Source organism: Ruegeria sp. BA12 (genome assembly GCF_056539625.1).
The window spans coordinates 155,012-170,670 of record NZ_JBQFVF010000007.1 but is presented as its reverse complement, the minus strand read 5'-3'; the positions used below and the strand labels follow the sequence as shown (position 1 = coordinate 170,670).

Below are 15,659 nucleotides of genomic sequence, written 5' to 3'. Positions count from 1 at the left end.
GCCGTACCAAAAACAAAGCCACCAAGCCGCAAGGAGCCAGTTGGCCATGCTGAATTTCGCAACCCGTCGCTTCGGGCTGTCGCTGCTTATCCTCTTCGTGGCGGTGACCGTCATGTTCCTGATGATCCGCGCCGTGCCAGGCGATCCGGTCCAGATCATGCTGGGCCCGCGCGCCACGCCCGAGCTTCAGGCTCAGCTAACCGCGGCGCTGGGGCTTGATCAACCGATCTGGAAACAACTTTTGATCTTCTATGGAAACCTCCTGCAAGGTGACCTTGGCACTGACGTCTTCTCGGGCCGTTCCGTGACCGAGATTGTGTTTCAGCAATTGCCTTTCACTCTGGAGCTGATCTTTGCGTCTATCCTGTGGTCTGCAAGCTTGGGCATTGCGCTTGGTGCCTATGCGGCTGCGCATCCTAACACTTTGATCGACCGGATCGCTGCTGCAGTATCCGTCAGCTTTGTTGCTGCGCCGGCCTTTGTTGTTGCACTGTTGGCGCTGCTTGTTTTTGCCGTGCATCTGCAATGGTTCCCTGCCATTGGCGCGGGCGAAGGGTTCTGGGATCGACTGGACCATCTTGTCCTACCCGCCTTTGCAATCGGGCTCAGCTGGGTTGGCTATATTGCCAGGCTTGTGCGGGCTTCGATGCTGGAAGTTATGGGCGAAAGCCATGTACGCACGGCCCGGGCCTTTGGTATCGCCGAACGTCGCGTGGTCATGGTTTACGCGTTGCGTATTGCCATACTGCCAGTGGTTACCGTGATTGGGGTCGGGATGGGCTTTCTTCTCAGCTCGGCCGTTTTTGCAGAAATCGTCTTTGCCCGCCCCGGGCTGGGAAAGTTGGTGATCGATAGCATCACGACCCGCAACTACCCGATTGTCATGGGTTCGGTCCTCGTATCCACCGCGCTGTTCGTGGTGTCGACCGCATTGGCTGATCTGATCAATGCGTTGCTCGATCCACGTGCGCGTACGGCTCATTGAGGAGGGGGAGTTATGGAAAAATCTCGTTCTGAACTGAGCCAGATCATAGTCGGTGTCGCTCGCGACCCGCTTGGCTTAATGGGCTTGATCATCGTTGGCATCATCGTGTTCTGCGCGATATTCGCGGCCTGGATCGTGCCCTATGACCCGATTGCGATGGATATCAAATCCCGCATGCAAGGACCGTCCGCGGCGCATCTGCTGGGAACCGACCAGCTAGGTCGTGATACGTTTTCGCGTGTGATTGCCGGAGGCCAAGTCGCGCTCAAGGTGGCTTTGCCTGCTGTGTTTGGTGCCATGGCGATTGGCCTGACGCTGGGTATGGTTGCAGGGTACGGGCCGAAATGGCTCGACAATCTTCTGATGCTATTTTTCGACACCATCAGGTCCTTTCCGACCGTGATGTTCGCGCTTGCTGTTGTGGCCCTCGTCGGGCCGAGCCTTCAGACCGTGGTGTTTGTGGTCATGGCGACCTCGATCCCGACATACGGGCGAGTGGCGCGGACCCAGACGCTGACGCTGCGCAACTCCGAGTTCATACTGGCCGAACGCTCGATGGGGGCCAGCATGGCGCGCATCTTGGGTGTGCATATGCTGCCCAACATCATTGGCGTTCTGGCGGTACTGGCGGCGATGGACATCCCCACAGTTATCGCGCTTGAGGCTGGCCTCTCCTTCTTGGGACTGGGTGTCAAACCCCCAACCCCCAGCTGGGGCGCATTGCTCAAGGATGGCTATTCGCTGATCCGCCAAACACCGTGGCTGGTAGTGGGCGGCGGCCTGCCAATCATTCTGGCAACGCTTGGGTTCACCTTCCTGGGTGAAAGCCTGCGCGACGTGGTTGACCCGAAACTGAGGAAACAGAGATGACCGATATACTTCTGGAAATCGACCACCTCAGCGTCGACTACGAAACAGGACGCGGCGACCTGAAGGCCCTGCGGGATATCACTTTCAACGTCAACAAGGGTGAAATTGTCGGCATTGTTGGGGAATCTGGTTGTGGCAAATCCACCTTGATTTCATCTATCCTGCGTTTGACCGCACCCAATACGCGCTTCCGCGAAGGAGAGGTTAGGTTCAAGGGGCAGGATTTGCTGCAAGCCTCTGAGCGTCAGATGCGTGACCTGCGTGGGGCGGATATATCCATTGTCTTTCAGGATCCGATGCAAACGCATAATCCGGTTCTGACTATCGGGCAGCAGATGCTGGACATTCAGCACCGATCCAAGCAATCCAAAGCGGACAAACTGGCCCACGCAGCCAAGACGCTGGGTGCCGTTGGCATTCCCGATCCCGAAGCGCGATTGAAACAATATCCCCACGAATTCTCGGGCGGGATGCGCCAGCGGATCGCGATTGCGATGGCGTTGATGTCCGAACCTGACCTGTTGATCGCGGATGAGCCGACAACTGCATTGGACGCAACGCTTGAGGTGCAGATCATTGAGCGCCTGCAAGAACTACAACGCGAATTTCACTGTGCCATCCTGTTTATCTCGCACCATCTGGGTGTGATTGCTGAACTCTGCGACCGGGTGGTGGTGATGTATGCCGGTGCAGTTGTCGAAAGCGGCGACGTGCGGGAGATTTTTCACAACCCCAAACACCCCTACACGCGCCGTCTTATAGAATGCGACCCCGGTCACATCAAAGAGCGCGCCCGTATATTGCCGACCATCCCCGGCGAAGTGCCCGATCTGGCCAACCTGCCAGGTGGCTGCATTTTCAGAGATCGTTGCGATCAAGCGATGGCACACTGCGCGAGTGAGGTGCCCCCTTTGGATCAACTAAAAGAAGGCCATCATGCTGCGTGCTGGCTGAACCATGAGGAGGCCACAACATGAGCTTGCTGAACGTCGTGGACCTTAAAACCAGCTATGGACCGGTCAATGTTCTGGCGGGCGTCAGCTTTACCGTAGAACCCGGCGAGACCTACGCGCTGGTTGGTGAAAGTGGCTCTGGCAAAACGACGGTTATTCGCGCCATCGCGGGACTTGCCCCGGCGCAGGATGGTTCGGTCACTTTCGAAGGCCAGGAAATTCGAGGCGCGCCGGAAAAGGTCATGCGTCCGCTTCGCAAGGACATGGCAATGATGTTTCAGGACCCAGTCGGAAGCCTGTCGCCACGCTTGACGATCCGCAGCCTGATCACAGAACCCTATCGCATTCAGGGCATGAAAGACCGCGATCTGGATGCCGAGGCCAAGCGACTGCTGGAAATGGTCAACCTGCCCACGCATTTTGCGGATCGTTATCCTTACCAGCTGTCTGGCGGTCAGGCACGGCGTGTGGGCGTGGCCCGTGCGTTGGCGCTGGAGCCCAAGCTGATCCTGGCGGATGAACCAACCGCTGGCCTTGATGTGTCGGTGCAGGGCGAATTGCTGAACCTGCTCAATGACCTGCGCGAAAGGCTGGGTTTGGCGATGGTTATCATCACACATAACCTCAGCGTCGTGCGCCACGTGGCCGACAGGATGGGCATAATGTATCTGGGCCGATTGGTCGAAGAAGGCACAACCGAGACGATTTTCAACGACCCGCGCCATCCTTATACGCGCTGTCTTCTGAGTGCCAATCCAGAGCCCGACCCGGATGCGCGATTGGAACGGATCGCCCTTAAAGGTGAACCCCCGAGCCTGCTCAAGCGCCCTTCCGGGTGCGAATTCCGCGAGCGCTGTCCTTTTGCCAAGGATATCTGCACCCAGACACCAGAATGGGAAGTGGGCGAAGGCCACGGCCTGCGTTGTCTGGCCCCGCTGTCCTAATAGGTAGTCCAATGCCAAGCACACTCTATTTCAATGGCACAATCCTGACGATGGATGCACAGAACTCTTCGCCTGAGGCAGTTTTGACTGCCGGTGACAGAATCCAGGCGGTAGGGTCCGAAGCTGACCTGCGCGCGCGCATGCCTTCTGATGTCCAAGAGCATAACCTGCAGGGGCGCACTCTGATGCCTGCGTTTATCGACCCACACGGGCACTTCCCGGATCCGGGGTTTATCCGACTGTTCCGTGTTGACCTGTCCCCGCCCCCATTGGGGGATTGCACACAAATGGCCCAGGCGCTGGACAGACTTCGAGAAAAAGCCGACGCGACGCCCGAGGGTGAATGGGTCATGGGGGTGTCGTTTGACAATACGTCCATTCTAGAACACCGAATGCCCACACGGGCCGAGTTGGACGACGTATCATTACGCCATCCCATCTGGGTTATCCATGCGTCGGGTCACAACGGGGCCGCAAATTCTGTTGCACTCGAGAGGCGCGGGATAAACCGTCAAACCCCTGACCCGGAAGGTGGCCGCTTTGGTCGCGATCCCGATACCGGCGCCTTAACGGGGTTGATCGAAGGACTATCGGCCATGGGTGAGATGGGCGACACGGATTTCCTTATCAACCGGGAAAGATTCTGGCAGGGCTTTGATGCCTGTCGTGACGAATACCTGGCCCATGGCGTGACCTATGCGCAGAATGCCTGGACGTCGCAAGCCATGCTGGATCACTTTGCCAGTTTGCCCGCGGATCAGGACCCGGGAATAGACATTGAGCTTTTGCCCATCGCAAGCCTGGAGCCCAAACTAAGCACGCATTGGATCGGCGCGAATTGGCCCGGCAACCCACATTTTACACTGGGTCCGCGCAAGCTGTTCACGGATGGGGCGTTTCAGTTGCAGACCGCCTATCTGTCGGCCCCCTATTATCGACCGATAGATTCGGATCATCCATGCGGAATGGTCTACACCTCGCAACAGCAGCTGGATGCTGACGTTCGCAAGCTTCATGAAAAAGGTCTGCAAATTCATTGCCACTGCAATGGCGATGCCGGCGCCGAGATGTTCATTGATGCGGTTGAAAAAGCCCTGCAGGCACACACCCGCGCAGATCATCGCCATACCATTATCCACGGTCAGGCCCTGCGGGATGATCAGCTAAGGCGTATGGCCCAGCTTGGCCTGACCGTCAGCTTCTTTCCCGCTCATGTGTATTTTTGGGGGGATCGCCACTTTGACACCTTCCTGGGGCCCGAGCGGTCTGCGCGAATTTCCCCTGCGGCGTCAGCGGAAAAGTTCGGCGTGCGATACACGATCCACAACGACGCCTCGGTCACGCCGACACGTCCAATCCACTTGGCCCATTGCGCGGTAAATCGCAAAACCGCTTCGGGCCGTATGCTTGGCGAGGGTCAAAAGATCAGCGTTCTGTCGGCCTTACGCGCACAAACTATCGACGCAGCCTGGCAAGTCTTCAAAGAGGACCAGCGCGGGTCTATCGAGCCGGGTAAGGTCGCTGATTTCGCCATTCTTTCGCGTAACCCCTTGCACGCCCCGGATCACCTGACAGACACGCGGGTGCTGGAAACAATTCGCAACGGTCAAATAGTATTTTCAGCACTGCCCACCGAACAAGAAGTCGAGCATACCTAATGACGGCCAAGCGTATCGCGATCGCGGGGTTTCAGCATGAAACCAATTGCTATGGTGTGACAAAGGCTGGTCTGGCCGAGTTTGAGATGGCGGATTCCTGGCCTAGTATGCTGCTGGGCGCGCAGGTTATTTCGGAAACGGCTGGCATGAACCTGCCCGCCGCAGGTTTTGCTGCAGCGGCTACCGCAGTAGGGTTTGAAGTCGTGCCGATACTGTGGTGTTCGGCAGAGCCGTCTGCTCATGTAACAGATCACGCATTCGAAACGATTTGCGGGATCTTATTGGATGGAATCCGCGCTGCGGGTCAGATTGACGGCGTGTATCTTGATCTGCACGGCGCGATGGTCACCGAAAGCCTAGCTGATGGTGAGGGAGAGGTTTTGCGTCGCGTCCGCAATCTCGTGGGCCCAGAAATTCCAGTGGTGGCAAGTTTAGACCTGCATGCCAACATCTCGGCTCAGATGGTTGAACACGCAGATTACCTGTCGATCTTTCGCACCTACCCTCATCTGGATATGGCGGAAACAGGCGCAAGGTGTGTTCCTGTGCTACAGCGTTTGCTGGCAGGTGAAACACTGAGCAAAGCGTTTCAAGCGGTGCCATATCTTATTCCGCTGCATGCACAATATACCGGCTCTGCGCCATTCGACGAAATCTATCAATTGCCAGCAAGATTCGAGCAGCAGGATGTACTGACAGAAATCGCGCTTGGCTTTACGGCGGCGGATTTTCCCGACACCGGCCCGTCCTGCGTTGCCTACGCAACCACAGCGAATAAAGCGGCCGTTGCCGTTGAAGATATCGTCAACTTGTTTTTGGCCCAGGAAACCCGCCTTGATTGTTCCATGCTGTCTCTGGAAGAGGCTATTTTGACAGGCCGCCAAAGACGGGAAAAGCCGGTTGTATTGGCTGATGTTCAGGACAACGCCGGTGCGGGTGGGACGTCTGACACCACTGGATTGCTGGCAGCCCTGATTGAGGGTGGAGTCACAAGCGTTTTGATGGGCCTATTCAATGATCCCGAAAGCGCAGAGCAAGCCCATGCGGCGGGTGAAGGTGCATTGGTCAATCTGGCTGTTGGTGCAAAATCCAACTTGGCGGGTCACGTTCCGGTCAAAGCAGAGTTTGAAGTTCTGGCATTGGGTGATGGCACATGTCGCTATACGGGTGAAATGTATGGTGGTGGCATTGCAACGCTCGGCAAGACGGCGGCCCTTCGATTGGTTGGGCACAAGGCCGAGATTGATCTTGTCGTCACAAGTATACGCAACCAATGCCTGGATCGCGCGCATTTCACGCATATTGGTTTAAATCCAACGAGTTATTCGGTGATTTGCGTGAAGAGTACAGCCCATTTCCGGGCAGATTTCGAACCTATTGCAGAAGAGGTTTTTGCGGTTTCTTCACCAGGCACCTTTCTCTGCGACCTGGAAAAAATCCCCTACACCCGTATCACCAGAAGGCTGCCCATCGCTGCTGGGTCTGCTGCTGACGACGTTCCCGACACTGTTGGCTATTCGGGTGCAACCCCGGCATAGTTCCGTGCTTTGGACATCTTTCCAATTCCGGGGTTGAACGAATTGGTGGGATCACAACATTTGTAATGTGCCGCCAGATCGGGTTTCGCGGCATACAGGTGGCCCACATTGTGTTCGGCCGGATATTCCGCGCCACGCGCATCAAACAACTTGAGCATCGCCGCCTTCAATGCCTTAGGGTCCGCCCCTTTTCGAACCACATAGTCCTGATGCATCACGTGGCACATGAAATGTCCATAATAGAGCTTGTGGACAAGCTGATTACTTATCTCGGGTGGTAGGTTTTCCAGCCAATCCTGATCATTGCGTCGCAGGGCGACGTCCAAGGCGATGATGTCCTCGACCTCATCTGCGTGAATGGCCATATAGCGCACGGCGGCCCCCGCAGCGGCGAAACGGTGCAGCCCCGCAATCTTGGCCTCACGCGCTGTGCATTCAAAGAAATCGGCGTCACGATCTTCCAGAAATCCGGGCAACCAATTGGCCGCTTCATCTATCCCGGCATCCTTCATTTTAAGGATCAGGTGATGTTCAAATCGGTCGCGGAAACCCAGCATTCTTTTGGGCAGAACTCGTGGCCACAGCGCCACTGCCATTTGCATGAAGCGGTCGGTAAAATTGCGCAGGAACGGAACCCGTCGCAACCGCACATCCACAGCCCCTTTCATGGCAAAGAACATCGGCAGGCGGTCAGTGCCTAGCTTATCGATCATCACGACCGTGTCCTTGCCATAGCGCGCAGTAATATCGAACACGTCGCGGTGCATGTATTCTGCGGACACTGGCAAGACTTTAAACTCGGACAGAATATGGCGGCGTATGGCGGCCAGATCACCGGGATCGTTGGCACCGATGTAAAACACCTTCTCAGCATCGTTCTGGGGAAAGGTATCAAGGCGCACGGCGAATACGGCCAACTTTCCAGCAGAGCCGGCGGATTCGAACAGTTTTCCCGTGTCGGCGTTGAACCGCGCAGGCGTTTGAGCATCCACATCGCGCACGATCTGCGCATAGTCACTGGCCGAGGCGCGTTTGTTAGAGGATTCTGGTGTCCGGTTGAAGGTTCCGGCGTCCAGATTGGTCAGAATTTCTTCGGGCGTCTCGCCCAGATCAATACCCAGATGATTGACCAACTCTAGATCACCCTGTTCGGTGATCCGGGCATAGACCGAAAGTTCGGTGTAAACTGGGCCGCGTTCGACCAGGGAACCTCCCGAGTTATTGCAGACTCCACCAACAATCGACGCCCCGATACAGGACGACCCAATTACCGAATGCGGCTCGCGTCCCAGCGGAGCCAGTAGTTTTTCCAGTGCGAAAAGTGTGGCACCCGGAAAGCTGACAATCTGCGCGCCGTCATTCAATGGGACCAGGGTATCCATCCGGCGAGTGTTAATCAGGACCACATCTCGGTCATAGTGGCCGGACGGGGTCGAGCCCTCGGTCAGGCCGGTGTTGGCTGCTTGCATGATGACGATTTTATCCGCCGCGACGCAGGCTTGCAGCACTCTCCACTGTTCCAACAGCGTACCCGGTCGGATGACACACAATGCCTCGCCCTCACCCGAGCGAAAGCCGCGGCAAAACCGTTCAGTCGCGCGTTTGTCGGTCAGGACATGGCGAGAGCCGACGATGGCGCGGAACGTCCCGATCAGGTCCTCATTGGTCATGCTGCGTCCCTTTGTACATTCAAAGTGGGTGCAGTGTCCCTGAACCGGACATTATTGCGGTTCAACTGGTCGATACGTGTCACACCCATCAGTTTCATATCGCGTTCAATCTCGGCCTGCATCAATCCCAACGCGCGTTCGACACCTGCCTGCCCCGCAGCGGCAAGCGGATACAAATAGTGACGCCCTACCCCAACGGCCTTTGCCCCCAGTGACAGCGCCTTCAACACATGGGTTCCGCGCTGGATACCGCTGTCCATCATCACGTCCAGCTTGTCTCCGACCGCATCGACGATCTCGGCCAGTTGGTCGAACGGCGTGCGCGACCCGTCCAACTGACGACCGCCATGGTTTGACAGGATAATCCCGGTGCACCCGATCTCGGCCGCGCGACGCGCGTCTTCAACGGTCATGATCCCTTTCAGGCAGAATTGACCGTCCCAATCCCGCACCATCTGAGCGACGTCGTCCCAGGTCATCGACGGATCCAGCATGTCGGTGAAATACCCGCCGATCGAACTGGCACCTCCACCCATGTCTACATGTTCCTCTAACTGCGGCAGGCGGAATTTCTCGTGGGTCACATAGTTGATCCCCCACATCGGCTTGATTGCGAACTGGATCATACCCCCCAACGTCAGCCGGAACGGAATCGAAAAGCCGGTGCGCAAGTCACGCTCGCGATTGCCGCCGGTGATGCTGTCGACGGTCAGCATCATGACTTCGACACCGGCCTCTTTGGCGCGCTGCATCATGGCGGCGTTCAGGCCGCGGTCCTTGTGGAAATAGAATTGATAGACTTGCGGGTTCTTGTGCTTTTGCCGCAGCTCTTCAAGCGATACGGTGCCCAGTGACGATACGCCAAACATGGTGCCGTATTTCTCGGCCGCTGCGGCCACCGCGCGTTCGCCCTGATGGTGGAACAGGCGCTGCAGTGCTGTGGGCGAACAATAGACGGGCATGTCCAGCTTTTGACCCATCACTGTGACGGACATATCAACATCCGATACCCCGCGCAGAACCGAGGGCAGCAGATCGCAGCGGTCAAACGCGTTTGTATTCTCGCGATACGTCACCTCGTCATCTGCACCGCCATCGATATAGTTGAAGATGGGCCCCGGCAGCCGCTTTTTGGCCAGCCGCCGAAAGTCATGAAAGTTGTGGCATTGGCTCAGACGCATCACGCGAACTCCTTAATAGGCGACCGAAGGCAACCAGGTGGCAAGGGTCGGCCATAAGAAGACCAGGGCCAGACCGGTAAGCTGCAGCAGCACAAAGGGAATGATCCCCTTGTAGATGTGCATCAGCTTGATCTCGGGCGGGCAGACGCCTTTTAGATAGAACAGCGCGAAACCCACGGGCGGTGTCAGGAAGCTGGTTTGCAGCGTTACCGCGACCAGGATCACGAACCACACCAGCGCGGGTTCGTCCAAAACGCCAAAGCCCGGAATGTCGATGCCAAGGCCGTTCACGATGGGGCGCATCAGGGGTAGCACGATCAGCGTGATTTCGATCCAGTCCAACACAAACCCCAGCAGGAAGACGATGAACAGAATAAAGAGGATGGTACCGTTTGCATTGAATCCGGTGGATTGCACCACATGTTCAATCAACTCGTCGCCGCCCAGTTCCCGCAGGACATACGAAAACACGGTTGCACCAAGGAAGATGGCAAAGATGTAGGCGGTGGTATTGAAGGTCGACACCAGCACGTTCCACAACTTGTGGAAGGTAAGCTTGCGATAGCCCAGGGCCAACAGCGTCGCGCCCAGTGCGCCGATGCCAGAGGCTTCGGTCGGCGTGGTCAAACCAGCAAAGATCGAACCCAGAACCGCAAGGATCAGCATTAGCGTCGGGATGACGGCGATCATTACGTCTTTGACCGCAGCCCAGTCGGGGGCCTTCGCGCCTTCAGGCACGGGGGCCGCGTCACGTTTCACCAGTGCGAGTATGAAGATGTATGTCAGGTAAAGGCCACCAATGATCACACCCGGGAAGACCGCGGCCATGAACAGGTCACCCACCGACAGCGCCATCTGGTCGGCCATGATCACCAGCATGATTGAGGGCGGGATCAGAATACCCAGAGTACCGGATGCCGAGACCACGCCCGCCGCAAGCGTCGGCTGGTATTTCTGTTGCATCATCGACGGCAGCGACAGCACGCCCAGCAACACCACAGATGCACCGATGATACCGGTCGAGGCCGCCAGAATGATACCGATCAGGGTAACGGTGATGGCCAATCCTCCACGCACTGTACCAAACAGGCGCTGCATCGAGGACATCAGACGTTCCGCAACACCGGATTCGTCCAGCATCAGACCCATAAAAATAAACATCGGCAACGCAACCAGAACCGCATTGGACATCGTCGCATAGACACGGTTCACAACCGCACCAAGGGTCAGATAGTCGAGCCCTGTAAAGGTGCTCTCCAACCCGGTCCACAGCATCAGATCGTTGTCGAACAGATAGGCCAGACCACAATAGGCAACGCCGACACCCGCCAGAACCCAGGCCACCGGGTACCCGGTAAACAACAGCGCGATGAAGTTCAGGAACATGGCGATGACAAGCTTTTCCTCGGTAGTTTCCACGAGGAAGGTCAAGCCGACGCAAACAGCGGCAAACACGGCCAGAACCAGCAGGATACGACGCAAAGATGCACCTTCGCGCTCTGAGGCCGGTCCATACAAAAGCGCGTGCCCATCGTGGATCAGTCGCGCAAGCGCCGCCAGTGCTAGAAGAACAAAGCTGATCGGGATTACTGCCTTGAAAGCCCAGCGGGCAGGCAGGCCGGTTGGGCTGTCCGAGCGTTCATTGACCCGGAAGCTTTCGTAGAAATAGTCGTACCCCTGATCGATCATCAGATAGATGAACGGGGTCAGCAGGGTAAGAATACCGATCACCTCGATGACCCGCTGAGCCCGGCGTGACAGCTGCATGTGCAGAACATCGACGCGCACGTGACTGTCGGTGATCAAAGCATAAGAGATGCCGATCATCGTCACGATGCCGTAGAAATGCCACTGGATCTCGTCCAACTTGGGGTAGTTCTGGCTGAGCAAATAGCGCAGAGCGACCTGGGTGAAAATTGCCCCCATCAGCAGGACATTTGCCCACATGACCACATGGCCGACAGCCTTGACGCTTGCGTCTATCGCGACCGCGATCTTCTGACGATCGGTTTCGGGATGTTCCAGGATGCCTTCATAGGCTTCGACCGGATCGGTAAGATTGTTTTGTGTGGTCATGGTCATACCTCGCTCAACAGCCCGGCGCGCGGGCAGTGAAAGGTTAGAAATTCCGAAGATCAGGAAATAGGTACCGGAGCGACGGATCACGCCGCCCCGGTTGCGTCAGTAAGGGAGATTACTGACGAGGGAGGAACGCGTTCGTTTTCCAGAGGTCGTAACCGTCGCGGAACTCGTTCATGTCGGCCAAAACCTGAGCGAAGAAGGCGTCGTTAGCGGCTTCTTCTGCTGCAACCTCATCCCAAGTTGTGCGGAAGGTATCCAGCATCTCAGGCGACCACTGTTTGATGGTGACACCGTTGTTTTCAATATTGTCGATCAGCGCAGCGTGCTGAATGGCTTCGCCTTCGGCAAAGCTGTCCGCCATCGAAGCTTTACACGCGCTTTCAATGATCGCTTTGTGCTGGTCGCTGGTTTCGTTCCAGACGTCCTTGTTGATCAGCAGTTCGAACACAGTTGCCTGCTGATGCCAGCCGGGGAAGTAGTTGTATTTCACCAGCTTGTGGAACCCCAGACGCGCGTCGATGGCAGGCATCGAAAATTCGGTAGCGTCGATCGCGCCTTTTTCCAGCGCAGGAAAGATCTCACCACCTGGCAGCAGCGAGGTCGCCACGCCCAGTTTCTGCATCACTTTGCCGCCCAGACCAAAGAAACGCATCTTCAGGCCGTTCAGGTCTTCGGGTGAATTGATCTCGGATGCGAACCAGCCCGAAGTTTCAGGCGCAATGATCGCGCAGGGCAGAACTTTGACGTTGAAGCCCGCCTGATCATACATCTCTTGGTAAAGAGTCAGGCCGTTGCCGTAATACAGCCAAGCCATGTATTCGCCCGCCTCGGGGCCAAAAGGAACGGCCGAGAACAGCGGCGCGGCAGGGATTTTACCCGCCCAATATCCGGCCGTAGTGTAGCCAGAATTGATCTTGCCGGTAGATACAGCGTCAAGAATTTCAAACGGCGGAACCAGTTTGCCTGGCTCGTAGACTTTCATCTTCAACGTACCGCCCGACATCAACTCAAGCTGTTCGGCAACGCGCGGGATCGGTGAACCCAGGCCCGGCAGCTCGGTCGAAAAGGCAATCGGGGTTTTCAGCAACAGTTTGTCTGCGGCAACCGCAGGTGCGGCCAGCAGGCTGGCAGCTACGGCGAGGCTCGTCAGGGTCTTCTTCATGAATTCTCCTCCAGGGTAGGTCGGAACATTGTCCCGATCAGCGGCGCAGGTCCCTCCCACACCATTCCGGTGGTAAACTAACTTTACCAATAAAAACCAGTCAACAACTTTATTTACCATTGGAATTAAGTCGACGTAACAACGCAGTCACCTCAGCTACAAACGTCACTCGCAAAGAAGAAAAGAAAATCGATCAAATTACGTTCAAAAACAGTCATCTGTGATACGGTGATCTACCGGATCTCACTGCTTGAATCTAAACAGATTATGGTTATATTTATTTACCAGTGATCTTTACTTAAGACATCGAACAGAGGCACAGCACCATGAGCCCCACAGCGATATTTGAACCGGTTGGACACGAATCACTGGCCGAGGCTGTTGTGTCTCAGATCGAAGATTTGATCGCCTCGGGCATCCTGAAACAGGGTCGCAAACTGCCTTCGGAACGAGACCTCGCGGAGATGCTGCGCGTTTCACGCCCGAAACTGCGCGAGGCTCTGTCTGTTCTGGAAGAGCGCGGCTTGGTCACGACGCAACATGGTGAAGGAACCTTTGTCGCGGCTCTGACAGGTCAGGCCATGATGCCGGCACTACTCGCACTTTATGAGAGACATGAGCCCGCCTTTTTCGATTATCTGGAATATCGGCGCGAACAGGAAGGCTTTGCCGCCCGCCTTGCAGCGCGCCGCGCGACAAAAGCAGATCAAGAGAGGATTGCCGAGATTTTGGTCGAAAATGAACGCGCCTGGCGTGAAAACGACACCAAAGCCTCTCAAGAGGCAGATTTTGCGCTGCACTCTGCAATCGTCGACGCCAGCCAGAACGCAACACTGATCCATATCATGGCTTCAATCTACGAACTTACGCGCAAGGGCGTATTCTACAATCGCGACTTTCTTAAGACGATCGATGGCACCGGCAAGAAGCTGCTAGATCAACATATGGAGCTTGGCCGGGCGGTAATCGACGGCGACGAGGAACGTGCAGAAAAGGCCGCAACCGACCACATCGATTTCGTCGAGGAGTCCTTTAGGTTGGGGATCGAACGCAGCCGCAGGGAAGCAATGGCTGAAAAACGCCGTCTGCTGTCGGATCAAAAACCCTCGTAGCGCTTTCAGATCATGAGGATGGGCCACACATCTTTGCCTAAGGAAAATGCGATCTGTTGCCCAAGGCAGCGCAGCCGAATATTCCGCTGCTGGTTGTTGGTGGGTCGCAACAATCGATCCCGTGGATTGCCGAACATCTGGCTCAGGCCGGAGCAAAACTGCGCGATAACAAAGTCTAGTGGATCAGCGAATTTGTCGACCGTTGTATAAAGATAGCCCTGCGCGCTTTTCAACTTCGGGCTAGTCGCATCTAGCCACCGGCGACATTCGCACTGTTCAAATAGAAGCCAAGTATTCTCATAGCTGTTCTCATATTTCGCAAATGATGGATGTCGAGCAGGGTTTTGCAAATTTTTACAATCGCAAAAATCATCTGTGACATGTCTGATCCTTCCTGACGGATGATCGATTGCGGCAACCACCATCTGAAGCTGCAAGCCCTGAATGTAAAACTGCGCGGTCCCAAAATCTTTGAGGCGGACCGGGAAGCCACGTGGCATATTGCACCTATCGAATTTTGCATTGGACCGAATGGATATGGACCAGATCAAAGCAAACCTGATCGGCGCGGGCCGGGTCGGCCAGACCTTCCTGAGCCTGTTGAACTCATTACCATATTGCCAAATTCAAGACGTCCTGAGCGCGCGTTTCGCTTCCGCTCAGGAAGCCGTTGAGAGAGCAAACGCCGGTCATGCCGTGCAAAGCATTTCCGATTTACGGCCCGCCGATCTTTGGGTCATCGCTGTCCCTGATACTCAGATAGCAGCGGTTGCCTCTGATCTGGCAACAAAGCTTTCCGCGACAGATGGCACACCAAAACCACCCATCGCCTTTCACTGCAGCGGGTATTTTGCGGCCGATGAAATGACTCGGCTGCGCGAATTGAACTGGCGTCTGGCAAGTGTCCATCCGGTTCTGTCCTTTGCAGATCCCGACAAGGCAAAGGATCAGTTCAAGGGTGCGCTATGTGGGCTGGAAGGAGACGCCGACGCCCTTGAATTCCTTCGGCCCTTGTTGGGCAATCTTGGCGCTGAATGTTTTTCGATCCGTTCCGACGCCAAAAGTCTTTATCACGCCGGGGCTGTGATTTCGAACAATTTTGCCGTGGTATTACAAGCAATTGCGCAAGAAGCATGGACGGTGGCCGGCGTTTCGGAAGGTGTTATCGCGCCACTGAACGCCAAACTGATGGAAAGCACTGCTCAGAACGTCATTGCCCTGGGCCCCCAACGCGCGTTGACCGGTCCAGCAGCCAGAGGAGACGATCAAGTTGTCACCTCGCAGGGTGAAGATGTTGCGGACTGGCACCCTGATGCTGGGGAGGTTTACCGAATTTTGAGCGACATGGCCCGGTCACTCAAAACGAGTGGCGTAACCAAATCTGATCGTTGAGTTTCGATAGTCAGCTTTCGAGAGATCGCATTGCCCCAGCAAGAACCAAAAGAAGATGGTGGAGCAGCGCGTGATCTAAAGGCCTGTTTCAAACTGCACAGGTTTTCAGTGG

General features: G+C 56.1%; 13 protein-coding genes. 8 read left to right on the top strand and 5 right to left on the bottom strand.

Going from position 1 to position 15,659, the window contains the following annotated elements; genetic code table 11:
* Nucleotides 1-46 precede the first annotated feature (46 nt).
* From ACR0B0_RS14660 to ACR0B0_RS14635, 6 genes are read left to right on the top strand one after another with little or no spacing between them, the layout of a single operon-like run.
* Nucleotides 47-985, top strand: a complete 939-nt coding sequence (locus ACR0B0_RS14660; RefSeq protein ID WP_170351176.1) for an ABC transporter permease — start codon at nucleotides 47-49, stop codon at nucleotides 983-985.
* Nucleotides 986-997: 12 nt separating this feature from the next.
* Nucleotides 998-1,855: an ABC transporter permease gene (locus ACR0B0_RS14655; protein ID WP_170351177.1), complete on the top strand. Its 858-nt coding sequence runs from the start codon at nucleotides 998-1,000 to the stop codon at nucleotides 1,853-1,855.
* The gene (locus ACR0B0_RS14650) at nucleotides 1,852-2,832 is read left to right on the top strand and encodes an ABC transporter ATP-binding protein (protein WP_480648407.1); all 981 of its coding nucleotides are present in this window, start codon (nucleotides 1,852-1,854) and stop codon (nucleotides 2,830-2,832) included. The genes ACR0B0_RS14655 and ACR0B0_RS14650 overlap by 4 nt, the downstream gene beginning before the upstream one ends.
* On the top strand, nucleotides 2,829-3,752 hold the full coding sequence (locus ACR0B0_RS14645) for an oligopeptide/dipeptide ABC transporter ATP-binding protein (protein WP_170362623.1): 924 nt from the start codon (nucleotides 2,829-2,831) through the stop codon (nucleotides 3,750-3,752). The genes ACR0B0_RS14650 and ACR0B0_RS14645 overlap by 4 nt, the downstream gene beginning before the upstream one ends.
* Before the next feature lie 11 nt (nucleotides 3,753-3,763).
* A complete protein-coding gene (locus tag ACR0B0_RS14640; RefSeq protein WP_480648405.1) occupies nucleotides 3,764-5,410 on the top strand; it encodes an amidohydrolase in 1,647 nt (548 codons plus the stop codon).
* Nucleotides 5,410-6,948 carry a M81 family metallopeptidase gene (locus tag ACR0B0_RS14635; protein WP_480648403.1) on the top strand — a complete coding sequence of 513 codons (1,539 nt, stop codon included), beginning with the start codon at nucleotides 5,410-5,412 and terminating at the stop codon, nucleotides 6,946-6,948. Before ACR0B0_RS14640 ends, ACR0B0_RS14635 begins: the two co-directional genes overlap by 1 nt.
* Here the strand turns inward: ACR0B0_RS14635 and dld are convergent.
* From dld to ACR0B0_RS14615, 4 genes are all read right to left on the bottom strand, one after another.
* Entirely contained in the window at nucleotides 6,924-8,618 is a 1,695-nt protein-coding gene (gene dld, locus ACR0B0_RS14630; protein ID WP_480648401.1) for a D-lactate dehydrogenase, read from the bottom strand. The genes ACR0B0_RS14635 and dld overlap by 25 nt on opposite strands.
* Entirely contained in the window at nucleotides 8,615-9,799 is a 1,185-nt protein-coding gene (locus ACR0B0_RS14625; protein WP_170395148.1) for an alpha-hydroxy acid oxidase, read from the bottom strand. The genes dld and ACR0B0_RS14625 overlap by 4 nt, the downstream gene beginning before the upstream one ends.
* Nucleotides 9,800-9,811: 12 nt before the next feature.
* Nucleotides 9,812-11,875, bottom strand: coding sequence for a TRAP transporter large permease subunit (locus ACR0B0_RS14620; protein ID WP_480648399.1), 2,064 nt, complete (start codon nucleotides 11,873-11,875; stop codon nucleotides 9,812-9,814).
* Between the two features lie 118 nt (nucleotides 11,876-11,993).
* Entirely contained in the window at nucleotides 11,994-13,043 is a 1,050-nt protein-coding gene (locus tag ACR0B0_RS14615; RefSeq protein ID WP_170518204.1) for a TRAP transporter substrate-binding protein, read from the bottom strand.
* 326 nt (nucleotides 13,044-13,369) lie between these two features.
* Here ACR0B0_RS14615 and ACR0B0_RS14610 point away from each other — a divergent pair, with 326 nt between their 5' ends.
* A complete protein-coding gene (locus tag ACR0B0_RS14610) occupies nucleotides 13,370-14,155 on the top strand; it encodes a FadR/GntR family transcriptional regulator (RefSeq protein ID WP_170351185.1) in 786 nt (261 codons plus the stop codon).
* 5 nt (nucleotides 14,156-14,160) lie between these two features.
* On the opposite strand, the gene ACR0B0_RS14605 is transcribed toward ACR0B0_RS14610, so the two are convergent.
* Nucleotides 14,161-14,655, bottom strand: a complete 495-nt coding sequence (locus ACR0B0_RS14605; protein ID WP_480648397.1) for a hypothetical protein — start codon at nucleotides 14,653-14,655, stop codon at nucleotides 14,161-14,163.
* A 37-nt stretch (nucleotides 14,656-14,692) separates the two neighbouring features.
* On the opposite strand from ACR0B0_RS14605, the gene ACR0B0_RS14600 reads away from it, so the two are divergent.
* Complete coding sequence (locus ACR0B0_RS14600) at nucleotides 14,693-15,547, top strand: Rossmann-like and DUF2520 domain-containing protein (protein ID WP_480648395.1); 855 nt, start codon at nucleotides 14,693-14,695, stop codon at nucleotides 15,545-15,547.
* Nucleotides 15,548-15,659 lie beyond the last annotated feature (112 nt).